This window comes from Streptomyces sp. NPDC005141, assembly GCF_053599975.1.
Window position 1 is genome coordinate 119,701 of the sequence record NZ_JBSFYW010000020.1, and the last position, 25,009, is coordinate 144,709.

At 70.9% G+C, this 25,009-nt stretch carries 20 protein-coding genes and 1 pseudogene; 10 read left to right on the top strand and 11 right to left on the bottom strand.

What is annotated here, in order from left to right; translation table 11 throughout:
- Nucleotides 1–22 precede the first annotated feature (22 nt).
- Nucleotides 23–1,924: a Na+/H+ antiporter NhaA gene (gene nhaA, locus ACWD68_RS18335; RefSeq protein ID WP_451807458.1), complete on the bottom strand. Its 1,902-nt coding sequence runs from the start codon at nucleotides 1,922–1,924 to the stop codon at nucleotides 23–25.
- Nucleotides 1,925–2,151: 227 nt separating this feature from the next.
- Between nhaA and ACWD68_RS18340 the strand changes: the two genes are divergently transcribed.
- From ACWD68_RS18340 to ACWD68_RS18355, 4 genes are all read left to right on the top strand, one after another.
- A complete protein-coding gene (locus tag ACWD68_RS18340; protein WP_451807459.1) occupies nucleotides 2,152–2,751 on the top strand; it encodes a sulfite oxidase-like oxidoreductase in 600 nt (199 codons plus the stop codon).
- Nucleotides 2,721–3,476 (top strand): ferredoxin reductase, encoded by a 756-nt coding sequence (locus ACWD68_RS18345; protein WP_451807460.1) that lies wholly within the window; start codon nucleotides 2,721–2,723, stop codon nucleotides 3,474–3,476. Before ACWD68_RS18340 ends, ACWD68_RS18345 begins: the two co-directional genes overlap by 31 nt.
- A 1-nt stretch (nucleotide 3,477) precedes the next feature.
- On the top strand, nucleotides 3,478–3,777 hold the full coding sequence (locus tag ACWD68_RS18350; protein WP_451807461.1) for a DUF6510 family protein: 300 nt from the start codon (nucleotides 3,478–3,480) through the stop codon (nucleotides 3,775–3,777).
- Between the two features lie 393 nt (nucleotides 3,778–4,170).
- Nucleotides 4,171–6,558 (top strand): ATP-binding cassette domain-containing protein, encoded by a 2,388-nt coding sequence (locus ACWD68_RS18355; RefSeq protein WP_451807462.1) that lies wholly within the window; start codon nucleotides 4,171–4,173, stop codon nucleotides 6,556–6,558.
- Between the two features lie 93 nt (nucleotides 6,559–6,651).
- Here ACWD68_RS18355 and ACWD68_RS18360 read toward each other — a convergent pair whose 3' ends face one another.
- The 5 genes and pseudogenes from ACWD68_RS18360 to ACWD68_RS18380 all read right to left on the bottom strand — a co-directional run bounded on the left by ACWD68_RS18360 (nucleotide 6,652) and on the right by ACWD68_RS18380 (nucleotide 15,388).
- A complete protein-coding gene (locus ACWD68_RS18360; RefSeq protein WP_451807463.1) occupies nucleotides 6,652–9,558 on the bottom strand; it encodes a zinc-ribbon domain-containing protein in 2,907 nt (968 codons plus the stop codon).
- Between the two features lie 838 nt (nucleotides 9,559–10,396).
- Nucleotides 10,397–11,171: pseudogene (locus tag ACWD68_RS18365) on the bottom strand (cytochrome P450); the annotation flags it as partial.
- Between the two features lie 129 nt (nucleotides 11,172–11,300).
- Nucleotides 11,301–13,577, bottom strand: coding sequence for a protein translocase subunit SecD (gene secD / locus ACWD68_RS18370; protein WP_451807464.1), 2,277 nt, complete (start codon nucleotides 13,575–13,577; stop codon nucleotides 11,301–11,303).
- 198 nt (nucleotides 13,578–13,775) lie between these two features.
- Nucleotides 13,776–14,441 (bottom strand): response regulator, encoded by a 666-nt coding sequence (locus ACWD68_RS18375; RefSeq protein ID WP_266764643.1) that lies wholly within the window; start codon nucleotides 14,439–14,441, stop codon nucleotides 13,776–13,778.
- Nucleotides 14,438–15,388, bottom strand: a complete 951-nt coding sequence (locus ACWD68_RS18380) for a HAMP domain-containing sensor histidine kinase (RefSeq protein ID WP_451807465.1) — start codon at nucleotides 15,386–15,388, stop codon at nucleotides 14,438–14,440. Before ACWD68_RS18380 ends, ACWD68_RS18375 begins: the two co-directional genes overlap by 4 nt.
- A gap of 396 nt (nucleotides 15,389–15,784) precedes the next feature.
- Between ACWD68_RS18380 and ACWD68_RS18385 the strand changes: the two genes are divergently transcribed.
- From ACWD68_RS18385 to ACWD68_RS18400, 4 genes are all read left to right on the top strand, one after another.
- Entirely contained in the window at nucleotides 15,785–16,111 is a 327-nt protein-coding gene (locus ACWD68_RS18385; RefSeq protein ID WP_451807466.1) for a TraR/DksA family transcriptional regulator, read from the top strand.
- A 67-nt stretch (nucleotides 16,112–16,178) separates the two neighbouring features.
- A complete protein-coding gene (locus ACWD68_RS18390; RefSeq protein ID WP_451807467.1) occupies nucleotides 16,179–16,553 on the top strand; it encodes a TraR/DksA family transcriptional regulator in 375 nt (124 codons plus the stop codon).
- A complete protein-coding gene (locus ACWD68_RS18395; protein WP_451807468.1) occupies nucleotides 16,550–17,356 on the top strand; it encodes a rod shape-determining protein in 807 nt (268 codons plus the stop codon). Before ACWD68_RS18390 ends, ACWD68_RS18395 begins: the two co-directional genes overlap by 4 nt.
- A gap of 65 nt (nucleotides 17,357–17,421) precedes the next feature.
- Nucleotides 17,422–18,132, top strand: a complete 711-nt coding sequence (locus ACWD68_RS18400) for a formylglycine-generating enzyme family protein (RefSeq protein WP_451807469.1) — start codon at nucleotides 17,422–17,424, stop codon at nucleotides 18,130–18,132.
- A 217-nt stretch (nucleotides 18,133–18,349) separates the two neighbouring features.
- Here the strand turns inward: ACWD68_RS18400 and ACWD68_RS18405 are convergent, their stop codons facing one another.
- The 3 genes from ACWD68_RS18405 to ACWD68_RS18415 form a co-directional block, all read right to left on the bottom strand.
- Complete coding sequence (locus tag ACWD68_RS18405; RefSeq protein ID WP_451807470.1) at nucleotides 18,350–19,525, bottom strand: epoxide hydrolase family protein; 1,176 nt, start codon at nucleotides 19,523–19,525, stop codon at nucleotides 18,350–18,352.
- 358 nt (nucleotides 19,526–19,883) lie between these two features.
- Nucleotides 19,884–20,204 (bottom strand): DUF6191 domain-containing protein, encoded by a 321-nt coding sequence (locus ACWD68_RS18410; RefSeq protein WP_451807471.1) that lies wholly within the window; start codon nucleotides 20,202–20,204, stop codon nucleotides 19,884–19,886.
- Between the two features lie 37 nt (nucleotides 20,205–20,241).
- Nucleotides 20,242–20,619 (bottom strand): winged helix-turn-helix transcriptional regulator, encoded by a 378-nt coding sequence (locus ACWD68_RS18415; protein ID WP_451807472.1) that lies wholly within the window; start codon nucleotides 20,617–20,619, stop codon nucleotides 20,242–20,244.
- A gap of 107 nt (nucleotides 20,620–20,726) precedes the next feature.
- On the opposite strand from ACWD68_RS18415, the gene ACWD68_RS18420 reads away from it, so the two are divergent.
- Nucleotides 20,727–21,092 carry a DoxX family protein gene (locus tag ACWD68_RS18420; protein ID WP_451807473.1) on the top strand — a complete coding sequence of 122 codons (366 nt, stop codon included), beginning with the start codon at nucleotides 20,727–20,729 and terminating at the stop codon, nucleotides 21,090–21,092.
- Nucleotides 21,093–21,207: 115 nt separating this feature from the next.
- On the opposite strand, the gene ACWD68_RS18425 is transcribed toward ACWD68_RS18420, so the two are convergent.
- Nucleotides 21,208–22,380, bottom strand: a complete 1,173-nt coding sequence (locus ACWD68_RS18425; protein WP_451807474.1) for an amidase domain-containing protein — start codon at nucleotides 22,378–22,380, stop codon at nucleotides 21,208–21,210.
- Between the two features lie 364 nt (nucleotides 22,381–22,744).
- Here ACWD68_RS18425 and ACWD68_RS18430 point away from each other — a divergent pair, with 364 nt between their 5' ends.
- Nucleotides 22,745–23,701 carry a GlxA family transcriptional regulator gene (locus ACWD68_RS18430; RefSeq protein ID WP_451807475.1) on the top strand — a complete coding sequence of 319 codons (957 nt, stop codon included), beginning with the start codon at nucleotides 22,745–22,747 and terminating at the stop codon, nucleotides 23,699–23,701.
- Here the strand turns inward: ACWD68_RS18430 and ACWD68_RS18435 are convergent.
- Complete coding sequence (locus tag ACWD68_RS18435) at nucleotides 23,685–24,923, bottom strand: RNA-guided endonuclease InsQ/TnpB family protein (protein WP_451807479.1); 1,239 nt, start codon at nucleotides 24,921–24,923, stop codon at nucleotides 23,685–23,687. The genes ACWD68_RS18430 and ACWD68_RS18435 overlap by 17 nt on opposite strands.
- Nucleotides 24,924–25,009: the final 86 nt, after the last annotated feature.

Genomic DNA, 25,009 nt, shown 5'->3' on the forward strand with positions numbered 1-25,009 from the left:
GCCTGAGGCACGGACACGGACCTCAGGTGTCCTGGCCGGCTCCCGTGAACGCTGCCCGCTGGCGCGCGGCGTGTACGGCCGCCGCCAGCGAGGCGATGTCGTACGCGCCGTGGTGGCGGCGGCCGTTGACGAAGAACGTCGGCGTGCCCGAGACACCGCTGAGGTCGGCCGATTCGACATCCGTGGCAACTCGGGCCGCGCCCGCGCCCGCCCGGAGGTCGTCGCGGAAGCGGTCGTTGTCGAGGCCGATGCGAGCGGCGTACCGGAGCAGGTCCTTGGGGCCCAGGTCGCCCTGGTGCGCCATGAGGAGGTCGTGCATCTCCCAGTAGCGGTCCTGGCGGGCCGCGGCCTCGGCCGCCTCCGCGGCGAGCTGGGCGTCGGGGTGCACATCGGTGAGCGGAAGATGGCGCCACACATAACGGACGTCACCGAAGTCGGCGAGCAGTTCGCGCACCGCGGACTCGGCCAGACCGCAGTAGGGACACTCGAAGTCGCCGTACTCGACGAGCGTCACGGACGCGTCGAGCGGCCCGCGCACATGGTCGTGCTCCACGTCGACGGGTTCGCTGAGGTCGATGATGGCCTCGCCGGTGCCGAGGAGAGCCCGCGCACGGGAATGAGAGCCGAGGGCGCCGATCACCAGGGTGACGACCCAGGTGAGGAGGAACGAGCCCGCCACCGCGGCCAGAATGCCGATCTTCGCCTGCTCGAGACGGCTGCCTTCGAAGGCCAGCGACGCGATCAGCAGGGCCACGGTGAAGCCCACCCCGGCCAGCGTGCCCCCCGCGGTGATGGCGCCCCAGCCCACGGGCGGGTGAAGACGTCCCCGTCCGGCGCGCGTCGTGAGCCAGGTGCCGCCGATGATGCCGACGGGCTTGCCGATCATGTAGCCGAAGAGGATGCCGAGGGTGATCGGCGAGGTGAAGGCGTCGGCGAGCTGACCGGTGCTCAGGGTGATGCCGGCGTTGGCGAGGGCGAAGAGCGGCACGATCACATAGCTGGTCCAGGGATGGAACATCTGCTGGAGCCGCTCGTTGGGGGAGAGCGTCGAGGCGAGGCCGCGCCGCACCGTGCGCTCGAGTTCCGGGGTGGGCTGCTCGCGAAAGCGCCGGAACAGCCGGCTGGCGTGTTCCAGATCGCTGCGCTCGGCCGCGTACGCGTAGGTCATCATGCCCATCGCGAGACCCGTCACCACCGGGTCGACGCCCGACTTCAGGAGCGCGACCCAGATCGCCACGCCCAGCAGGCCGTACAAGGAGGGAATCCGCGCGCCGATGGTGCGCCGCAGCAGAAGGACGACCACGAACAGGCCGAGCGCCGTCAGCAGCGCGGGCAGCGAGATGGCGTCGCTGTAGGCGACGACGATGACGGCCAGGGCCAGGAAGTCGTCCACCACGGCGATGGTGAGGATGAAGACCCGCAGGTTGGTGGGCAGCCGCGACCCGAAGACGGCGAGCATGCCCAGGGCGAAGGCGGTGTCCGTCGACATGGCGGCACCCCAGCCGTGCGCCGCGGAGCCGTGGCCCACGGTGATCGCCAGATAGACGACGACGGGGACGATCATGCCGCAGAGGCCCGCCAGCAGCGGCAGGGTGACCCGGCGGCGCTCCCGGAGCTCTCCCAGGTCGAACTCGCGGCGCGCCTCGAGGCCGACGACGAAGAAGAACAGCGTCATCAGGCCACTGTTCACCCACTCGCGCAGGTCCAGTGACACTCCGCCCGACCCGACGCGGATCGACAGCTCGGTGCTCCACACCGTTTCGTACGAGTCGGGGCCGATGTTGGCCCAGGCCAGCGCCACCACCGCGGCGGCGAGCAGCACGGCGGCACTGCCGGTCTCCGTCCGCAGAAACGCGCGCAGCGGGCTTCGAGCGTCCGTGCCGCACTGACTCTGGCCTGACAGGGGCGATGCATCGAATGGCATGGTCACCCTCCGATTCTCGCCCCAGACCGGATCCGTCCACCTGCCGCCACCCCTCGGCGGGGGCGTGGAGGCAGCCGTTTGTTCATGGGTGCCGAAGACAAGGATCACCCAGTGCCTGCGCGCGGGCGATCTCACTCGCGGCCACGGCCGCGGGTCGAGACCGTGCGGTCCCCGCCCGCGCGAGGGAGAATCGTCTGGGCGACCCGCACCAGGAAGGACGTGGCGCTGTGGCGACATTCTCTCCCGGCTTCCGGGGGCGGCCGCGGTCCTCGGACGTGCGGCTGCCGCCAGGGCAGTACGAGACGTACGACTTCCCGGTGCTGTCGGCCGGGCCCACGCCCCGGGTCAGCCGCGACACCTGGCAGTTCACGGTGACGACCGAGGCCGGGACCACGCACGCCTGGTCCTGGACCGACCTGATGGCGCTGCCCTCCGAGCGGCCGACCGTCGACCTGCACTGTGTCACCAAGTGGTCCAAGTTCGAGACCCACTGGCAGGGCGTCTCGCTGGACCTCCTGCTGGAGGACGTCGAGACGGCCGCCGACTACGCACTGGTCCACTCCTACGGGGGCTACACCACCAACCTCCCCCTCGAGGACCTGCTCGACGGCCAGGCCTGGATCGCCTATGGCTACGACGGCGAGGACGTCACCCCCGAGCACGGCGGACCGGCCCGGTTGCTGGTGCCGCACCTCTACCTCTGGAAGTCGGCGAAGTGGGTGCGCGGGATCCAGCTGCTCCTCGATGACGAACCAGGGTTCTGGGAGAGCGCGGGCTATCACGACTACGGAGACCCATGGCGCGAACAGCGGTATCAAGGCGACTAGGAGACCGACTGCGATGGCGTACGGCCACGTTGGTGGACCGGCGACAGGAGGCACCGGCGGCCCGCACTCTGGTGCTGGAGGTTCCGGGGTGGCCGGGGCACCTGGCCGGCCAGCACGTGGACGTGCGGCTGACGGCCGAGGACGGCTACAGCACACAGCGCAGCTACTCGATCGCTTCCGCCCCCCACCAGGACCATGTCGAACTGACGATCCAGCGCGTCAGGGACGGTGAGGTGTCGCCGTACCTGGTGGACGATCTGGGCGTCGGCGACGCGGTGGAGCTGCGTGGACCGGTCGGCGGTTGGTTCGTCTGGCGCCCCGAGCAGACCGAACCCGTGCTGCTGGTCGCCGGCGGCTCCGGACTCGTACCGCTCATGGCCATGATCCGCACGCGGCGAGCCGACGGAGTCCGGTCGCCGTTCCGGCTGATCTACTCGGTGCGTACACCCGAGGACCGGCTGTACCAGGATGAACTCCGGCACACGGAACCGGGGTTGGACGTGGCCTACGCCTACACACGCAGTGCCCCGGACGGCTCGCGGCGCCCGCCGGGCCGACTGCGGGCCGAGGACCTGATGGCGGCCGGCCGGTCCGTCGAATTCGAGTCGACCGTCTACGTCTGCGGCCCGACCGGCTTCGTCGAGAGCGTGGCCGACCAGCTGGTCGACCTCGGCCACGCTCCCGATCTCATCCGCACCGAACGCTTCGGTCCCAGCGGAGGCTGACATGAGTACGCACCCCGTCGACGAGTCCTACGACGACGACACCTACCAGGACGGCAATGTCCTGGCCGGCCCCCTCTCGGAGGTGTTCGCCGTCGATGTGACGGCGGCCGTCAGTTCCTGCACCGGGTGCGGCAGTTCGGGCCCGCTGGCCCGACTGCGGGTCTACGGCAAAGCGCCGGGACTGGTCGCCCGCTGCCCGGACTGCGCGCAGGTCGTTCTCCGCCTGGTCCGCGGTCCGGACGCCGCCTGGCTGGACCTGCGCGGCACCGTCTGCCTCCGTATCCCGCTCGCCGACCGCTGAGTCCGCGTCCGGCCGTCGACGGCGGGGCGGGCGGGTGTGCGGGTGCGCGGTTCATGGGGGCGAGAGGGGCGAGACGGCCTGCCGGGGACGAAGGGCGTCGGGACCGGACCGGGGCTGTCGGTGGAGCAGGCCCTTCCGGCGATGGCGGCCGGGACCAGAACGGTCAGGAATCGAGAAGCGCCCGCCACCGGGCCTCACCTAGCGTGTCCGCATGGACATCGTCACAGCACGTCGACCCGCACCGCCGGTGAGATACGCCGTGGACGGTGGCCGCGACCGGGGGAACGGAACCGGCCGAGGAGCACCCGGCGCACCGCGCGCAGCTGGTTGGATCGAGCCAGGCGATGCCGGCGGAGACCGCGAAGGCGGCCCCGCCCGACAGATGGAGACACGATGAGCAAGGCCACGAGGACGGACACGCAGTCGCCTGCGCCCCACGGTGCCGACAGCCACGATCTGATCCGCGTGCTCGGCGCGCGGGAGAACAATCTCAAGGACGTCAGCATCGAGATCCCGAAGCGCCGGCTGACGGTGTTCACCGGGGTGTCCGGCTCGGGCAAGAGCTCGCTGGTGTTCAACACGATCGCCGCCGAGTCGCAGCGGCTGATCAACGAGACCTACAGCAGTTTCGTGCAGGGATTCATGCCCACGCTCGCGCGGCCCGAGGTCGACGTCCTGGAAGGGCTGACCACCGCGATCATCGTCGACCAGCAGCGGATGGGTTCCGACCCCCGCTCCACGGTCGGCACCGCCACGGACGCCAACGCGATGCTGCGCATCCTCTTCAGCCGGCTGGGGAAGCCGCACATCGGCCCGCCCAGCGCGTACGCGTTCAACGTCCCCTCGGTCAAGGCGAGCGGTGCCATCACCGTGGAGCGCGGTGCCAAGAAGACGGTGAAGGCGACCTTCAACCGCACCGGCGGCATGTGCGGTCGCTGCGAGGGCCGGGGCACGGTCTCCGACATCGACCTGACCCAGCTCTACGACGACTCCAAGTCCCTCAACGACGGCGCCATCACCATCCCCGGCTACGGCTCGGACGGCTGGAACATGCGGCTCTACAAGGAGTCGGGCTTCGTCGACCCGGACAAGCCGATCCGCAAGTACACGAAGAAGGAGCTGCAGGACTTCCTCCACCACGAACCGACCCGGATGAAGATCGCGGGCATCAACATGACCTACGAGGGGCTGATCCCACGGATCCAGAAGTCGATGCTCTCCAAGGACAAGGAGTCGATGCAGGCGCACATCCGGGCGTTCGTGGACCGTGCGGTCACCTTCACCATCTGTCCCGAGTGCGACGGCACCCGGCTCAGCGAGGGCGCCAGGTCGTCGAAGATCAAGCGGATCAGCATCGCCGACGCCTGCGCCCTGCAGATCAGTGACCTGGCCGAATGGATCCGCGGTCTCGACGAGCCGTCGGTGGCGCCGCTGCTCACCGCGCTCCAGCAGACCCTCGACTCGTTTGTGGAGATCGGCCTCGGCTACCTCGCCCTCGACCGTACGTCGGGCACGCTGTCCGGCGGCGAGGCGCAGCGCGTCAAGATGATCCGCCATCTCGGCTCCTCGCTCACCGACGTCACCTACGTCTTCGACGAGCCCACGGCGGGCCTGCACCCCCACGACATCCAGCGCATGAACGACCTGCTGCTGCGGCTGCGGGACAAGGGCAACACGGTGCTCGTCGTGGAGCACAAGCCGGAGACGATCGCGATCGCCGACCACGTCGTCGACCTCGGCCCCGGCGCCGGTACGGGGGGCGGCTCCGTCTGCTTCGAGGGAACCGTCGAGGAGTTGCGGGCCGGCGACACCGTCACCGGCCGCCACTTCGACGACCGGGCCTCCGTGAAGGAGACGCTGCGCGAGCCCACCGGCACGCTGAAGATTCGCGGTGCGTCGGCGAACAATCTGCGCGACGTCGACGTCGACGTCCCGCTCGGGGTGCTGGTCGTCGTCACCGGCGTCGCAGGCTCCGGCAAAAGCTCGCTCGTGCACGGGTCCGTCCCGGCCGGCGAGGGTGTGGTGTCGATCGACCAGACTCCGATCCGCGGTTCGCGGCGGAGCAACCCGGCGACGTACACGGGTCTGCTCGACCCGATCCGCAAGGCGTTCGCGAAGGCCAACGGCGTGAAGCCGGCACTCTTCAGTGCCAACTCCGAGGGCGCCTGCCCCACCTGCAACGGCGCCGGCGTCATCTACACGGACCTGGCGATGATGGCCGGCGTCGCCACCACCTGCGAGGACTGCGAGGGCAAGCGGTTCGACGCGTCGGTCCTGGAGTACCACCTCGGCGGCCGGGACATCAGTGAGGTGCTCGCGATGTCGGTCGACGAGGCCGAGGAGTTCTTCGGTACCGAGGAGGCGCACACGCCGGCCGCGCAGCGGATCCTCGCGCGGCTCGCCGATGTCGGGCTCGGCTATCTCACCCTCGGACAGCCGCTCACCACGCTGTCCGGCGGCGAGCGGCAGCGGCTCAAGCTCGCCACGCACATGGCCGACAAGGGCGGCGTCTACGTCCTCGACGAGCCCACCACCGGCCTGCACCTCGCCGACGTCGAGCAGTTGCTCGGTCTGCTCGACCGGATCGTCGACTCGGGCAAGTCGGTGATCGTCGTCGAGCACCATCAGGCGGTCATGGCACACGCCGACTGGATCATCGACCTCGGTCCCGGTGCCGGTCACGACGGCGGCCGGCTCGTCTTCGAGGGCACACCGGCCGACCTCGTCGCCGCCCGCTCCACCCTCACCGGCGAACACCTCGCGGCCTACGTGGGCGCCTGACCGGGCCCCCTCGCGGACAAGTGGGCCGGGTCCGGCAGAGCCGTGGCTTCTGCCGGACCCGGCCCCCGACCGCCCTTCCGGGCGCCCGATGCGCTAGATCTGGCTCGGATCCACCGTGGTCAGGTCGTACTGCGGAGCGATGGAGTTCCACAGCTCGGCGAAGTCCTTCTTCGCCGTGCTCGCCTGCTTGTTGTGGGCCGAGGCCCAGTCGGAGGCCCCGGGGGCTCCGCTGTGCCCACATCCCAGGACCCCGAACTCGGTGACGTCGTCGACGACGCCCGACGCCCATGAGGCGTAGTCCCGGTCCGCCGCGGCGGATGCCGTCCAAGCGCGGGACAGATCGACCAGAGCCTCGGCGAGGTCGCCGGTCGCCTGCGGAGCGAGCTGGTCGATCTGTCGTACGAACCCTTCGCGCGCCTCGGCCACCGCCACCAGGTCGTCACGCGCGTCGCGGACGGGATCCGCTCCTTCCGAGCAGTCCCTGGCCGCGGCGACGGCGTCCTGCACTTGCTGGCGCAGCGGGGTGTTCTCCTCCAGCAGCCCCTGCACCTGACTGACGATGTCCTTCGGTGACGTCGCCGAGGCGGACGGCGACGCGTCGGAGCCGGTGGAGTCGGAAGACGGATCGGTGGTTTCGGCCGAGCCCGACGAGGGCGCCGGAGGGAGGGTGCCCGCTCCCGACGGAACGGCTTCGGCGGTCGCCTGCGCCGTGTGCGGTCGGGGGGCCGACCGGTCGGAGGTCAGCCACACCGCACCCGCCGCGAGGCCACCGGCGACGACCGCCGTGGCCACGAGGGTCGCGGTGACGACACCCCAGCCGATCCTGCGCCGTTGCGGAGCGGGAGCGGGAACGAGCCAGCCGGCGGGGGTGAGGGGTGGCGGCATGTCGGAGGCCGCCGGTACGGCCATGGCCGCGGGGGCGACGGGGGCCGGTTCGGGTGTTGTGCCGGCCGAGTCCGTCGGCTCGTCGGCGACCGGGGCCTCAGACGCGGCCGCCGCGGGGTTCAGCGCCTGCTGGGGTGCGGGCGGGGTGACTGGAGCGACGGACGCTGGGGCCGGTTCGGCCAGGGGCGCGGGAGTCGCCGCGGGCTCGGCTGCGGGATCAGTGAGCGGAGCGTGTGCGGGTACGGGCAGTTCGGGTGCGGCGACCGGACCCGGACCTGCGACGGGTACCGAACCTGCGGCGGGACCGGGATCTGCGACCGCGACCGGACCCGCGACCGTGACCGGACCCGCGACGGGAACCGAACCTGCGGCGGGACCGGGATCTGCGACCGCGACCGGACCCGCGACCGTGACCGGACCCGCGACGGGAACCGAACCTGCGGCGGGACGGGGATCTGCGACCGCGACCGGACCCGCGACCGCGACCGGAACCGGACCTGGGACCGGAACCGCAGGAGGTACCGGAACCGGGACCGCAGTAGGCGCAGGGACGGGAGTCACGGTGGTGAGGGCAGGGCCGGACCGGGTGTTCACGCCTCGGACGAAGGCCACGAGTCCGGGGAGGTACGCGAGGTGCGTGACGCCCAGCCGCCGGGCCGCGGCCGGTACACCGAACGCCCCGACGGCACCCCACACGGCCGCCGCGAACAGGGCCCCGGGCACGGCCAGTCCGGCCTCCGCCGCCAGACTGCCCGAAGAATCGGGGAGGTCCAGGACATCTTCGAGCAGCCTGCCCAGCCACGGCGTGGCGCCGGCATCGAACGTCAACTCGACCGTGATTCCCGCGATGAGCACCGCCAGCAGGAACCCGGAGACGAAGGAGACCACGGCGCGTACGGCGGCGACGGGCCGGGCTTCCTCACGCAGGACGCCAGCGCCCAGCACCACGGCGGCCACCACACCGAGCAGCACGGACGTCCACACCCAGCCGCTGAGGTTCTGGAGCTGGAAGAGGGAAGCCGTCCACGGCGGACCGGAGGCATCGCTGTCCATGGCCGCCGAGATCCCCGTGCCCTCGATGTCGAAGCGGACGGGGGCGCCCCAGGCGAAGCCGAGCAGTGTCGTGGCGAGGTTGGGCGCCAGGAGCAGCGCCGGTATCAGCGCGGCCGAGCCGCCCTTGCTCACCAGAAGGACCACGACGGCGATGCCGGCCACGGCCAGGGACACGGCCAGCGAGACACCCGCGTGCCGGGCCGCGCGGAGCCAGGCACCAAGACCGGGCCGACGAGCGACCCACTCCGACGCGGATGTCCGGCAGAGCGTCGGGAAGAGCACCGCGGACGCCAGCAGCAGGGTCCACCAGGCCGCGCTCACGGGGGAGCACGTCACCGAGATCGTGGGGTCCTCCACCCCGAGCAGGTAGGCGGCTGAATCCCACCCGCCCCCGGAGTCCGACAGCGCGATCGACGTACCGGCCACCCAGGCCAGCACCACGGCCCCGAGCACGGCCGACAGCACACCGCGCACGGCCAGCAGCGCGGTTTCCGCGCTGTTGAGCCGCGCCGCCCCGCTTCCGGCCGCGCCTCGGAGGTGCAGCCGGGCACCGAACCACAGTGCCGTCGCCCACAGCAGGGTCACTCCGAGCGGCACGACCGAGATCTCTGCCGAGGCGAGCGCGGTGTCGCGCACCGGCATCAGCTCGAGGCCCGGACGGGCGCCCACGGCGGACATGACGACCGCGAGCGCCGTGAAGAAGACGTCACCGAAGTCGTCCCCCGGGACATCCGAGAGCAGGGTGACGACCAGTGCCAGAAGAATCAGGAGGGCGGTGGGCAGGGCGGCGATCCGCGCGGGGGCGATCCAGTCACCGCTCAGCAGGCGCGTCAGCACCGTGCGGGCACGTTCGCTCAACTGTGCGGCCGGGGGCGTGCCGAGGGCGGCGGAACCGGACGGAGCCTGCGCGGTTCCCGGAGCGGCCGGCGGCGAGGCGGGGAGCGGAGGCGGCACGCTCGGCGCCGCGACCGGCGGAGGGGTGATGTTGGGCCGGCCGCACGAGGTGCAGAAACGCGCCTCGTCGGTCAGCCGGCTGCCGCAGTGGGCGCAGAAGGCAGGCATGGATTCCCTTGATGAAATGACGTGAAGGACGGTGAGGCCGTAAGCGGCGGGACGGTGTGCACGGCGTGACCGCCGCCTCCCGGTGGGAAGACGGAAGGACGTGAAGGGACCGCCGGTGGTCGGGCGGTGTTCCGGCCCGCCCGGTGGGATGTCCGGGTCCGGAACGGCGAGCGGCGGCTCGCGGCGTCGACGAGGTCGGGGACCCGGGAGTCGGCGCGCGCGGGCGTGCTCAACGGCTGTGCGGAAAGGGCTGACGAGCCGGCCGGCCCGCGGTGGCCGATTCAGCCGGTCGGGGTCGCGGCCGTGTCGGACCACGCCGCCGGGGGACCCGGGGGCGTCGCGAGGTGCGCGGACGGCGCTAACCGCGTCGCGCGGACAAGGCGGAGGGTCAAGGGTGCTCTCAAGTGCGGACCGGCATGCGTGCCGGGCGGACGAACGCGGATGCTCTCCCTCAAGGCAACGTCCTTACGGCATCTCGAAGCGCGCACGCCGGCAGGACGCCGACGCGCAGGGGGAGTCGATCCGGGAGGCCGCCCACATGTGAAGATCATGTAAGGAGGGTGTGGATATGAATATCAGGGCGTGGCGTCATGATCAAGAGATTGTGAGCGGTTAGTTGTAGGTCGCACGAGTTGCCTGGGGCGCCCTTGTTGCGGGCCGAGCGTCAGGGCGCCCGATTGCGGGCCTCAACTGGGCTTTCTCCCAGGTGACTTCATCGCCGTCCCGGATCCACGACCCCGTCCGGGCGCCCCGCTCCTCGTCCTCATGGCCGCATGAGCGTCACCTCGCGGCGGTGGGAGTTCTGGACCCCGGGGACGGCGACCCCGTGGCCCGCGCGCGTCGGCGACGCACCCCTGGCGAGCAGCGCGCCCACGCAGAAGTGCCGGCCGAGTGCGAACGCGAGTTGGTCGGCGGCGGCGGAGAACGCGGACGTGGTCGTCAGATCGTCGCGGAAGATGTCGAAGCGGTTGGGGTCGCGGTAACGCTCCTCGTCCCGGTTGGCGGCTCCGATCAGGCACGTCACCGTGGCACCCGCGGGGATGACGCCGCCGGAGACCTCCACCTCGGTGGCGGACTGGCGCATGATCATGTGGACCGGAGGGGTGCAACGCAGGGTCTCGGCGAAGGCCGCGGCTATGAGACCGCGGTCTTCCCGGACGGCCGCCAACTGGTCCTGGTGCGTCAGCAGATTCGCGAGGGTGCTCGCGATCGCCTTGTCGGTGGTCTCCCCGCCCGCCGCCAGCAGCAGGCTGCAGAACGCCTTGATGTCCTCGTCGCTCATCCGCGTCGCTCATCCGCACGCCGTCCACCTCGGCGGCGCACAGCGAGGAGAGCAGATCCTCACCTGGGTTCTCCCGCCGCTCACGGATGACCGGGAGCATGTACTCGGCGAACTCCGCACGGGTGCGTTCACCCGCCGCGGTCACCTCGGGGTCGCCGGAGAGATTGCCGAGGAATGCGATGACAGTCGTGTACCAGCCGTGGAAGCGGCTGTGGTCGGCCTTGTCGAGGCCCAGCGTGTCGGCGATGACGTCGACCGGGAGGCGGGTGGCGTAGTCGCTGACGATGTCGGCGGAACCGGAGTGCCGGAAGGCGTCGATGAGTTCGTGCGAGCCCAGGGATCGCCCGGGGCTCCGGCAGGCAACTCCTCCCCGAATCAGGTGTGTTGATGCGTCCGTGACAGATGCGGCATCCCTTGCACGGTGTTCGATCCGTGCACGCCGTCATCGGAACCGGCGATCTCAGGAGCCGAGGGCGGGTGCCCGTCCGGCCGACGAGCGGGCGCGGTCGTCGAGTTCGATGGCCAGCGGGGTGGCGGTGAACATGGAGGAGTAGGTTCCCACCGCGAGGCCGATGAGGAGGGCGAGGGCGAAGTCCGCCAGGGTGTCGCCGCCGAGGACCGCCAGCGCAGTGAGGATGAAAGCCGCGCCCATACCGGTGTTTACCGTACGTGGGAGGGTCTGCAGGAGCGCGCTGTTGGCCGTGCGGGCGAACGGCGCCTCGCTGTCCTGGCGCCGCAGTTCCCTGATGCGGTCGAAGACGACGACCGAGTCGTTGACGGAGTAGCCGATGACCGTCAGGAGCGCGGCGAGGAAGACGCCGTCGATGGGCTTGCCGAGCCAGGCGAAGACGCCGACGAGGATCACGACGTCGTGGGCCAGCGCGGCGACCGCCGAGGTTCCCAGCAGCCAGCGGAATCGGGCCGCCAGGTAGAGGAGTTGGGCGGCCAAGGCGATCGCGAGGGCGACCAGAGCGCCCTGGCGCAGCTCCTTGCCGAGGCTCGGGCCGATGGTCTCGTCGCGGAGTTTGTCGGCCCGCGTGGTCAGGTCGCCGACGGCCTCGGTGATCGTGGCCGCCTGAGCGTTGGTCAGCTGGTCCGTCCTGACGGTGAGTCGGTGGTCGCCGGAGGTCTGGACGACGGCCCGGGGGAACCCGGCGTCGGCGAGCGCGCCGCGCAACCGGTCGGGGTCCACGGGGGCGGCGGTGGTGTACTCGATCAGACGGCCGCCGGTGAATTCGATGCCGAAGTCGAGGCCGCGCACAGCGATTCCGGAAGCGGCCAGGACGAGAGCCGCGGCGGAGACGGCCAGCCAGCGGCGCGGGGCGCGCATCAGATCGGGATTCCTGCGGGTGAGGTGGTCGCGGACACGGCCGGTGTGGGCGATGCCGGTGACCCGGGGACGGCGGCGTATCCGAGAGCGCGCGGCGGCGTGCTCCGCGAGGACACGCGTGATCACCAGGGCGCTGAACATGGACGCGAGGACGCCGATGCCCAGCGTGACACCGAAGCCGCGGACGGGTCCGGTGGCGAGGAAGTAGAGCAGGCCGGCGGCGATCAGGGTGGTGACGTTCGAGTCGGCGATCGCGCTGAAGGCACCGCGGAATCCCGCGGTCAGGGACGAGCGCGGGGTGGGACGGTTTCGCGCGGCGTACTCCTCGCGGGCACGCTCGAAGACGAGCACGTTGGCGTCGACCGCCATGCCGATGGCCAGCACGAATCCGGCGAGTCCGGGCAGCGTGAGGGTGGCGCCGATGGCGGCCAGGGCGGCGTAGGAGATCAGGGCGTAGCAGGCCAGGCCGACGGTGGCCAGGACACCCATGAGGCGGTAGACGACGCCGATGAACAGGGCGGTCAGCGCGGTGCCGAGGACGGCGGCCCAGGCGCCGGCCGCGATGGCCTCCGCTCCGAGGGTGGGGCCGACGATGCGCTGCTCGACGGTCTCCACCGGCACGGGCAGGGCGCCGCCGTTGATGAGCAGGGCCAGTTCGCGTGCCTCTCCGTCGCTGAAGGAGCCGGTGATCCGGGTGGAGCCTCCGCCGATCCCGGAACCGCAGGACACCGAGGGATCGACCTGGGGCGATGAGATGACCTTGCCGTCCAGGACTATGGCGACCCGGCGGGACGGATCTCCCGCCGGATGACAGGCCGCCTCGCCGGTGAGGCGGGCCCACCCGTCGCGACCGGCCCCCTTGAAGTCGACGGTGACGTGCCATCCGGCACCGCCCTGCTGGTCGAGACGTGCGGCGGCTTCGTCGACGTCACTGCCGGTCAGCGTGGCGGCCGACAGGCGCAGGAACCGGCCGGACTCGTCGGGCAGAACCAGCTGATGAGGTCGTTTGGGCAGCGACGCGGGCTTGTCGTCGGCGCCGGCGGCACTGCCGAGGACCGGGTGGAAGGTGAGCTGAGCCGTGCGGCCGAGCACCACGGCGGCCTTCCTGGGGTCCTGCACTCCGGGCAGTTCGACGACGATCCGGTCGCTGCCGGAACGGACGATGGTGGGTTCGGCGACACCCAGCGCGTCGATACGACCGCGCAGCACCTCCACCGTGCGATCCGTGGCCCCAGGGTCGGGGGCGGGGTCGGAGCCGGAGGCTGAGGCGGGGCGGGTTTCCAGCACGATCTGGGTGCCACCGCGCAGATCCAGTCCGAGGTGGACGGGCACGGTGAAGGCGACGTAGAGCGACAGGGCGACAGCGGCGAGAGCGAGCAGCCCTCGGATGCGCAGGGCGCGGGTCAAGGCGGGCCTCCGGCAGGCGAACGCGGCCAGGACAGTGGCGGCGGTGATCGGGATGACGACATGGAGATGTCTCGGCTGGTGATGGCTGGTCGGAAGCGGTCCCGCGCGCCGGTGGGGTCGGGGCTCAGGCCGGGGGAGGCCTCAGGGCTCCGGCGGGGGAGTGGGGCCGGAGCCCTGAGACGGTCGGTGGGGCGGAGGTCAGGGCTCGATGAGGCCGGCGCGGATCGCGTACCGCGTGAGCTCGAGACGGTCGCGCAGGCCGAGCTTGTGGAGCATGTTCGCCCGGTGCCGGTGGACGGTCTTGATGCTGATGAAGAGCATCTCGGCGATCTCCTTGGAGGAGTGCCCCTCGGCCACGAGTTTGAGCACCTCCTCCTCGCGGGGCGTCAGGACCTGCTCGGGGAGCTCCTCGCCGTCGTGGACGCGGTCGAGGTAGTTGCGTACGAGCGCGGTGACCGCACCCGGGTACAGGAAGGGCTCGTCCCGCATGGCGGCCCGGCAGGCGGCGACCAGATCGCGGTCGGCCACGGACTTCAGCACGTAACCGCTGGCACCCACCTTCAACGCCCGGAAGAAGTACTGCTCGTTGTCGTGCATCGTCAGCATCAGGACGCGTACGCCCGGCTTCAGCGCGATGAGCTCGCGGGCGGCCTGCAGACCGGTCATCCGGGGCATGGCGATGTCCAGTACGACCAGGTCGACCTCGTGCTCGCGGGCCATGGCGATCGCCTCCGCGCCGTCCCCCGCCTCGGCGACGACCTCGAGATCCGGCTCGCTGTCGAGGATGAGCCGCACCCCGCGCCGTACCAGCGCGTGGTCGTCGGCGAGGAGGATCCGGATCACGGACGCGTCGGACGGGGTCATGACTGCTTCCTAGGGTCGGGCACGGTCAGCCGGATCTGCGTACCGGAGGGTGCGGACGTGATGTCGAGCGTGGCCCCGATGAGCAGCGCACGCTCACGCATCCCGCGGATCCCGGCGCCTTCCCGTGCGACGCCGCATCCATGGCCGTCGTCGGTGACGGCCAGGACGACCGTGCCACCGGTATGGCGCAGGCTGACCTCGACCCGCCCGGCCTCGGCGTGCCGGGCGGCGTTGGTCAGGGCTTCCTGGGCGACGCGGTACAGCACCAGTTCGGTCTGCTGATCCAGGGACGGCAGGCCGGTGTCGAAGGCGCGCAGGACACGCAGACCGGTGTGGGTGGAGAACTCGGTGGTGAGCGAGGTCAGGGCGCTGACCAGACCGAGATCCTCCAGCACCCCGGGCCGCAGCCGGCGCACCAGACGGCGCACCTCGTCCAGGCTCTCCCTGGTGATCTCCTGCGCTTGCTGGAGCTCGCTGCGCAAGGGCTCGGCGGCGTCGTCCGACGACCGCTTCAGGGACAGCAGGATCGCGGTCATCGTCTGCCCGACCTCGTCGTGGAGCTCCTGGGCGATACGACGACGTTCCGCCTCCTGCGCGATCAGGACGCGGGCGCTGCTGGCGGCCCGTTCGTGCTCGAGGCGCTCCAGCATGGCGTTGAAGGTGCGGATCAGCTCGGAGATCTCCCCGCGCCCGCGCTCCGGCAGCCGCTGGCCGGGGCGCAGCAGGTCGACGGTGGTCATCAGCTTCTTGAGCCGGGCCACCGGGGCCAGCCCGATCCGCAGCAGGGCCGCGTTGGCCACCAGCATGACGGCCAGACCGCCCACGAGGATCACGGCCTCGGTCAGCACCACCGGCACGGAGACGGTCACCGGAGCCCACAGCAGCAGCGCGGTGGCGCTTCCGAGCACCAGCGCGTTCAGCGCGAAGATCCGCCAGAACAGGGACAACGGGATGACACCTTTCTCGTGCGCACGGCTTCTTCTCTACTGTCGGTCACCGCGCACCCCGAGCATGAGCTGCGGCCACTTGTCTCGACCGGCCTGCCGCCCAGCCTGCCTGGGTCGGGCCCCGTCCGTCGATGGGGTCCCATGCCCATTTCCGCACCGGGGCCCGGCCCCGCCGTGAGGGCCGGCTGCTCCTCCGTACGTGCTGGTCCTCCGCGTACACAGGTGCTTCGGAGGGCCGCCGAACATGGGTACTGCGCCCGATGGGTTTCGCGCGGCGCATCGGCCAGGGTGAAGGCATGGCACAGCCACCGCGTCGCGAAGCCGTGCTCCGCACAGGGCCCCGGCCCTGTCACGCCTCGCCGTACGTCACTCTCCGTGTTGCAGGAAGGACCCGCCATGTCGCTCGACACGCCCCGGACCGGACCCCGTCCCGAGCTCCTGACGGCGCACGAGGCACGTCAGCGTCTCGAACACGAACGCAATTCCCGGCTGACACAGCTGCGGGCCATCGACGAGGCCGGCGAGGACGCGGAGGAGCAGGTGATGACGGCGCAGAAAGACGTCATCGAGCGTGTCCTCGGCGAGATCGACGCCGCCTCGGGCCGCATCCAGGACGGCAGCTACGGAGTCTGCCAGGCCTGCGCCAAGTCCATTCCGGTCGAGCGCCTGGAGATCCTGCCGTACACACGCTTCTGCGTCCCCTGCCGGCGCGACACCGCCTGACGCGCGGCCGTCCGTTCCGCGCCTCCCGTCCCGAAGCGTCAGTTTCCCGCCCTGCCCGAGGGGTGAAGTGGTGACCCATCAGATCATCGGCGACCGCCGTACGACCCTGTCGATCGAGGACCTCGCCGCGCTGCGCGAGAACCTGCACGAGCAGCGCCTGTTCCGGCAGGAGCAGCTCCAGCAGATCGCGGCCGCCGCCATGGACCCCACCGAGGCGCTGCCGACCCGGCAGACCGCCTCCCGGATCGAGGTCCGCGTCAAGCTCGCCGCCTCCGCCCGCATGGTGCTCGCCGATGTCGAAGCGGCTCTCCGGCGCATGGACGAGGGCCGCTACGGCGCCTGTCACCTGTGTCGCAGAGCCATCGACCGGGAGCGTCTGACCATCGTGCCGCAAGCCCGGTACTGCGGGCGCTGTCAGCAGGTCAGGGAGGCCGACCGGTGACCACGACACCCCGCCCCGGACGGCACCGGCCCTGGCCCCGGTGCCGGCACTGCAGCGGCATCGCGCTGGACCTGGGCAGCTCCCGCACCCGCGCCTGGATGTCCGGCCGGGGAGTGATCCTCGACGTGCCGACGGTGACCTTCTCCGGCGACGGCGCGGCCCGCCCCATCCAGCGGGGCACGATCGTCGACACCCCCGGAACGGCCCGGATGCTCGACCGCCTGCTCACTCACCGCCTGCCCCGTCTCGGCCGCCCCCTGCTCATCCTCACCGCGCCCGTCCTCGGCGGGATCGCCTTCCGCGCCGAGGCCCGCCTCGCGGTCGAGACCCTGCGACCACGCACGGTGCTGACCGTCCCGGCCGCACGAGCCGTCGCGGCCGCCGCCGGCGCCGACCTGAGCACGCCGCTGCTCGTCGTGGACCTCGGTGCCCATGTCACCGAGGTCGTCCTCCTCACCGAAGGCAGTGTCACCGATGCCCGCCGCACCGCTCTGGGCACCAGCGATCTGGACGGCCTCACCCCGTCCACGCGGATCGCCGACGCCGTCGTCGCCATGGTCACCACGATGCTGGAACAGGACCACACCACCCAGACGCTCGACGCCGTCCACCGAGGAGCGCTCCTGGCAGGCGGAGGCGCCCTGCGCCCCGACATCACCTACCGCCTCACCCAGCACCTGCACGCTCCCGTCAGGCCCGCCCCGGCCCCCCACACCGCGGCCGTCCGCGGCGCGGCCCACCTGCTGGCGGCCGCCCACACCCACCCGTCGTCGCTCTCCCTCTGCCCGCCGACCGCGCGGTGAGGCGGGCGCGCACCGCGAAGGCGTACGTAGGCGTCGGAGGCAGGCGCCGGTAGGATCGTCCGCTCATGGATACGGGCACAGAGCAGGAGATGATCGCGATTCCGGCGGGGCGGGTCAACCTGTCGGACCGGCGGACACAGCGCAGTTGGGCGGTGGAGCTCGCGCCGTACGCCATCGCGGAGCACCCGGTCACCCAGGGGCTCTACACGGAGGTCACCGGCCTGTGTCCGAGCGGCGTCCGTGGGGACCGGTTGCCGGTCGAGGGGGTCTCCTGGTGGGACGCGGTGCGGTTCTGCAACGCCCTGTCCCGACGCGACGGACTCAGGCCCGTCTACCTTCTCGGGGCCGACGGCGAGGACATCGACCGCGACGCATCGGCCGACGGATACCGGCTGCCGAGCGAAGCCGAGTGGGAGAACGCCTGCCGGGCCGGTACGACCGGACCGCGCTACGGACCCCTCGACGAGATCGCCTGGCATCGGCACAACTCCGGCGAGCGAATGCACGAGGTGGGCGGCAAGCGGCCCAACTCGTGGGGCCTGCACGACATGTTGGGCAACGTGTGGGAGTGGTGCTGGGACATCTACGACGCCGAGATCTACGGCAGCTACCGGGTGCTGCGCGGCGGTGGCTGGTTCGACGAGCACTGGAGCTGCCGGGCTTCCGTGCGGCGCCGCAGCCACCCCACCTTCCGGGTGGACGACGTCGGCTTCCGCGTCGCCCGGTCCCTGGCGGGCGACGAGCTGGAGAACGAGACCGAGGGAAAGGGCTCGTGAGCCGAAGGCACGTCGGCTCCGCCGCGGCTGCACGCGTACACAGGCCACTACGAGGACCACTTCCGCGGGGTCGACGACGCCTGGCTCATGGCGACACGCACGCTGGTCCTGCCGTCCTGCCGTTCGGCGGCCGACGGAACGTCTGGACGCGCCGAACGGCCTTCCACGGCCCGAGTGATGCCCCCGTCGTCCGACCCCGCCGACGTGAAGCCCTTTCTCAGCCCGTCACCGACGCCCGGTAGGGGCGGAAGAACGCGCGCAGTTCCTCCGCGTAGAGCTCGGGCTCCTCGAAGGGGGCGAAGTGGCCGCCGCGTGGCGGCTCCGTGACGCGCGCGAGGTTCGTCGTGCGCTCGAGCCACGCCCGAGGCGGGCGGACCATGTCGCCGCGGAAGATGGCGAAGCCGGACGGCACCTCGACGCGGCGGGCGAGCTGCGCGGGCTCGATCGCGCCGTTCGCGCGGTACATGCGCATGGACGAACCGATCGTCTCCGTAAGCCAGTAGAGCGTCACGTTCGTCAGGATCTCGTCCTTCGTGAAGGACCGTTCGATGTCGCCGTCGCAGTCGCTCCACGCCCGGAGCTTCTCGACGATCCAGGCCGCGAGCCCGGCCGGTGAGTCGGTGAGCCCCACGGCGGCGGTCTGGGGCTTCGTACGGTGCATGGCGGCGTACGCGCCCTCGGTACCGCCCCACGCCGCGGCGCCCTCCATCCAGGCGCGCTCCTCGGGTGTGAGGTCGGCAGGATCTCCGGTGAGGACGGGCAGGCCCCCGTCCATGCGGTGGACGGCCACGACGCGGTCGGGATGGTCGAGCGCGAGGTAGCGGCTCACGTGGCTGCCGATGTCACCGCCGGCCGCGCCGAACCGCTCGTGTCCGAGGACGTCCATGAGTTCGGCCCACAGCCCGGCGACAGCGATGGAGTCGAGCGGCGGGCCGCTGGGGCGGTCGGAGTACCCGAAGCCCGGCATGTCGGGCACGATCACGTCGAACGCGTCGGCGGGATCGCCGCCGTGCGCGCCGGGATCGGCCAGCAGCGGGATCACCTTCGTGTACCGCCAGAACGAGTCCGGCCAGCCATGGCTGAGCACCAGCGGCAGGACGGGCCCGGCCGGTGCGACGGCCCGGGCGTGCACGAAGTGGATCCCGAGCCCACCGAGCCGGACACGGTAGTGGGGGAGCCGGGCGAGCGCCGCTTCCTGCGCCGGCCAGTCGAACCCGTCGGCCCAGTAGGCGACGAGCTCGCGGAGGTAGTCGAGGTCGGTTCCGAGCGACCATCCGGCGTCCTCGGGGGCGTCCGGCCAGCGCGTCAGGCGCAGTCGTGAGCGGAGGTCGTCGAGGGCGGCGGGGGCGGTCCGCGGAGTGAACGGCTCGGCGCGAGGCGGGACATCAGGCATGAGGCGCATCCTAAGGAGCGGGCCACGCGACTTCTGGAACCCGCAGGGCAGGCGTGGCGCCGCCGGCCGTCACCCTCCAGGATCCCTCAACTGGAGGAGACCGGTGCCGCCGTGCCGCCGTGGCGCCGTGCTGCCCGGCGGCGGTATCGCGGTGAACAACGGCCCGCGGTCGGCGGGTTCCGCGCCGACGTGCCGTCGAGCCTGCCGCACCGCCGGGCTCCGCGCCGAAGTGTCTGGGCCGCACCGAGGGACGACGGGCGAACTCTCCGCCAGGCGACGGGAGAACTCCCGCAGGGCGCCGGGCGAACTGCCCGCAGGGTGTGGAGCGGGTCCCGGGCGGGCGGACCTCCGCCTCCGCTCACCGACCGCGCTGAGGTATCCGGACGACCGCTGTTCCGCCCTCCAGATCCACCATGGTGCGGTTCGGCTGCGCTCCGTCCTCCTCGTCGTCCCGCAGGATGAGCGCCGACTGCCGCTCCTTCAGCTCGCTCTGCTTACCCGGCGAGAAGCTCGCGTGCAGCTGCTCGAAGCCGGTCGCCGATATCTGTCCGTGCCGGACACTGTTCCGCCAGGGCAGCAGTCCGGCTCGCCCCGCACGCAGCACCAACTGGTCGGCGAAAGCGACCGCGGTCAGAAGAATGACCAGCCCCGGCAACGTCATGAAGACCACGAATCCCATGCCCCCAGTATCCGGCGCGAAGAGCTGGAGGGAACCGTCAGCCGGTTCGTTCCTCGTACGCGGTCCTGCTGGCCTCGATCTCCGCGATGTGCTCGATCGCCCAGCCGGCGAGCGCGAGTGCCGGGGGTATGAGGCTCTGTCCGGTCGGGGTCAGCGCGTACTCGACGCGGGGTGGGACCTCCGCGTACGCCGTCCGGGACACCAGGCCGTCGCGCTCCAGATTCCGCAGGGTCAGCGTGAGCATCCGCTGCGAGATGCCGGGTATCTGCCGCTGCAGGTCGGTGAAACGCAGGTGTCCCCGCTCGAGGGTCGTCACGATCAGCAGCGTCCACTTGTCGCAGATCCGGTCGAGCACGGCGCGGATCGTCCGCCCGCCGTCCCCGCGGATCATGCACGTGTGCTCGTACTGCGACATGACAACTCCCTGTGGGTAGCGCACATCCATGTGCCTTTTGTAAGCCTCCCGACAGTGACACATCATGGGGCAACTTACGCCTGGTAACCATCGTGCAAGGGGTCGTTATGGACGTCGCCTACTGGATCGTCGCAGCGCTGCTGGCGGTGTTCTACCTCTACGCCGGAGGCAAGAAGGTCCTGCAGAGCCAGGAGCGCCTCCAGCCCATGATGGGGTGGGTCGATCGCGTTCCCATGCCGCTCGTCAGGCTCATCGGGACACTGGAGGTCCTCGGCGCGGCAGGCCTGATCCTGCCACCGCTCACCGGGATCGCGCCCTGGCTCGCCGTCGCCGCGGCGACGGGCCTCGTCCTCATACAGGTCGGCGGAATCGCCGTCCACGTCTCCCGCGGCGAGGCCCGGCTGATCGGACTCAACATCGCCCTGCTGGTCGCCGCCGCGGCGGCCGTCCGGCTGGGGACCACCTGGCTCTGACCGGTCCGCCGGGTGCCGAGGACCCGACGCGGCGACCGGACGGTCGCGGGCCCGCGTAACGCAAAGGGCGGGAGCCGGGCACCTGGTGCCGACTCCCGCCCCGGAACGCGACCGCTCAGGTGCGGTAGGCGTAGTACGCCGCGTTCGGGTACGACGCGATGACGCTCGCCACCGACCTGTTGTAGGTGTTGGTGGAGTGGTACGACACGTACGGCACACCCTGCGGGCTGCGGTACGTGACGATCATGGTGTGGTCCTTGGACCCGTCCTTGTTGAAGTCCATCTGCAGCACGTCACCGACGTCCGCCTGATAGACGTTGGCGAGGCTGGTGACCCGCTTGGAGGACAGGGCGAACCACGAGAACTCGTTGACGCCGACGAACGAGTCCGACTGGATGTCGGCGTTGCCGAACCACTTGTGGAAGTCGTTCGTGTAGCCGGGAGCGTGCTTCCAGCCGCCGGCCTTCAGGGACTGGCTGACGAAGTTGGTGCAGTCGCCGCCGGCGCCCTCCCCGTTGAAGTCGGGGTAGGCCGGGTTGTAGTTCTTCCAGTACTTGGCCGCGTACGCCGCCATGGCCTTGTAGTCGTAGCCGGTGGCCGAGAAGTTCTTCGGCTTCGCCGGCGCGGGCCGCGTGGTCGCGGAGCGCGTCGCCGAGGGCGGGGTGGTGTCGCCGGTCATCGGCGTGGCGACGAGCGGCGTGGTGGCGACCTGGTTGACCGCGACCCCGTCGTCGGTGTCACGGACGCCCGTGAGCTGCCAGTCACCCTTGTGGTCGGCCTTGAACGTCAGCTCGTGGTGCGCGACGAAGCCGGTCGACTTCGGCTCGCTCCCCTTGGCCTCGTCGTAGGTCAGCGTCGTCGTCTCGGTGACGCTGACCGTGGCGTGACGGCCCTTCAGCCGCGTACGGTCCAGCGACACGGTCGTGTTGGCCGAGCTGTACTTCTCACCGAGCGACGCCAGGCGGGCCTTGCGGCTCTCCAACTGCGACAGCGCGGCCTTCTCGGCGCGGGTCTGGGTGGAGGACAGCCGAACGTCCCCGGAGAACCGGGACGCCTTCCGCTTGCTCTCGTCGTTGTCCACCAGGGCGTCGGTACGGTCGGTGAAGACCGCGTCCGCCAGCCGCTGGAAGGTGGCCTTCGTCGACGCGTCCACCTTGGGGTCGGCGGCGACACTCGCCGCGCCCGCGGACCAGTTGGGCAGCAGAGCTGCGCCGGCGACGACCGACGCGGCCGCCGCCGTGACTATGGTCGCGCGCTGCCGCTTACGGCTCAGTTTCCTTGATTTCAATGGTGTTCCCCTCTACGCCGGTATTCGATACCGGAGCCGCATCCTCGCACGACGTGTGAGGCTCCTGTGAAGGGGGTTACCGAAGCGGTATCACGGTTCCGGGAAAGGCCGCGGCTCCGCGATCGGGAGGGAGCGTTCCCCGCCGCCGAGCGGTCCTGCCCGGCCCCGGACCTCCGGCTCCGGGACCGTTCCGACCGGAGGCGGTGACCTCACCGATTCCCGGTGACGGGCCATCACATGTCGTCGCGAGAGGGGGCAATCCGGGCGATCGTGTCGCATGGGGCACCACCCCATCCGGTGCTGGAGAAGCCGACGCGCGAGACATCCGAGGCCGTGAACCGGGAGGCCCACGTACCCTCTCCACGTGGCAGCCTCCCCCTTGCACCGTGTCGCCGTTCTCGTGCTCGAGGGTGCCAAGCCGCTCGATGTCGGCATCGCCGCGCAGGTGTTCACGACCCGCGCGAGCATGCCGTACGAGGTACGGGTGTGCGGCGCGGAACCCGGTCTCGTGACAGGCGGCGACGGCCTGTCGTACCACGTCGCCCACGGCCTCGAACAACTCGCCTGGGCCGACATCGTCTTCGTCCCCGGCTACCGCTCACCGGACCGCGAGGACCCGCCGCGGGCCGTCGTCGACGCGCTGATCGACGCCCATGACCGGGGCGCACGGCTCGCCGCCATCTCGACGGGCGCCTTCGCGCTCGCCGCCACGGGTCTGCTCGACGGAAAGCGCGCCACGACCCACTGGCACTACACGCGGGCGCTCGCGGCGAAACATCCGCTCATCAAGGTCGACGAGAACGTGCTCTTCATCGACGAGGGAAGCGTGCTCACCTCGGCCGGCGCCGCCTCGGGCATCGACCTGTGCCTCCACATCCTGCGGGGCGACCTCGGGGTGGCCGCGTCGAACCATGCGGCCCGCCGCCTGGTCGCGGCCCCCTACCGCAGCGGCGGTCAGGCGCAGTATGTGCCGCGCAGCGTTCCCGAACCGCTCGGCGAGCGATTCGCCGCGACCCGCGAATGGGCGTTGCACCGGCTCGGCGACCCCCTTTCCCTCGAGGTGCTCGCCCAGCACGCCGCGGTGTCACCGCGCACCTTCTCGCGGCGCTTCGCCGACGACACGGGGTACACGCCGATGCAATGGGTCATGCGAGCCCGCATCGACATGGCCCGCGAACTGCTCGAGCGTTCGCAATGGAGTGTCGAGCAGATCGCGGCGGGCGTCGGTCTCGGTACCGGCGCCAATCTGCGCCTGCACTTCCACAAGATCCTCGGCACCTCCCCGAGCGAGTACCGGCGCACCTTCACCCAGGGCGATTGACATCCTCCCCGGCCCAAGGGCCGAGGATTCCCGCCTGCTCCCACCGAGGAGTGGTGGGTGGCTTCGGGTGGGTTCCTGTTTCGCTGCGCGGTGCCGGGATCACTCCCGGTCTTACCTGCGCTCCACAGGCTGAAACCGCCAGTCCGGCGGCCTTGGCGACGTTGACCGCCGCGTTGATGTCCCGATCGAGGACGGCCCCGCATGCCCCGCACTTCCAGGTACGGACGTGGAGGGGCTTGGGGCCGTCCTTCACGCCGCACCGTGAGCACACCTGGCTGGTGGGTTCGAAGCGGCCGATCCGGTGGAAGGTGCGCCCATACCGGGCTGCCTTGTACTCCAGCATGGTCACGAACGCGGACCATCCGGCGTCATGGATCGACTTGGCCAGGCGCGTGCGGGCGAGTCCCTTGACCGCCAGGTCCTCCACGGCGACCGCTTGGTTCTCGCGGATCAGCTGGGTGGAGAGCTGGTGGTGGAACTCGCGGCGCGCGTCGGCCACCCGCGCATGGGCGCGGGCCACCTTGAGCCGGGCCTTGCCACGGTTGTTGCTGCCCCTGGTCTTGCGGGACAGGTTGCGCTGGGTCTTCTTCAGGCGTTTCTCGGCGCGGCGCAGGAAGCGCGGGCTGTCGATCTTCCGGCCGTCGGAGAGGACCGCGAAGTGCGTCAGCCCCAGGTCGATGCCGACCGTGCCCGTGGTGTCCGGCAGGATCTCGCTGCCGCCGGTGTCGACGACGAATGACGCGAAGTACCGGCCTGCCGCGTCCTTGACCACCGTCACCGTGGACGGTCTCGAGGGCAGGACACGCGACCACTTCACCTTCACGTCGCCGATCTTCGGCAGCCGCAGCTTCTGCCCCGGCGTGATCGACCAGCGGGCGTTCGCCGTGAACCTGACCGACTGCCGGGCATCCCGCTTCGACTTGAAGCGCGGCGCGCCCATACGCGGGCGCTTGCCCTTCAGACCGTCGAAGAAGTTCCGGTACGCGGCGTCCAGGTCCCGCAGGGACTGCTGGAGCACGACCGCCGACACCTCACCGAGCCACGCTCGCTCCGGGCACCTCTTCGCCTCCGTGATCAGCACCTTCGACAGGTCACCGGTCCTCGGAAACGGCATACCTTCGCCACGGGCAGCCTCCCGCGCCCTCAGAGCGTCGTTGTAGACCACCCGCGCACACCCGAACGCCCTCGCCAACGCGATGCGCTGACCAAACGTCGGGTACAGGTCGGGTAGCCGGGATGCATCACTGCATCCCGGCCCCCTCAGAACCGTGCGTGCACCTTTCAATGCACACGGCTCAAGCTCGCCCC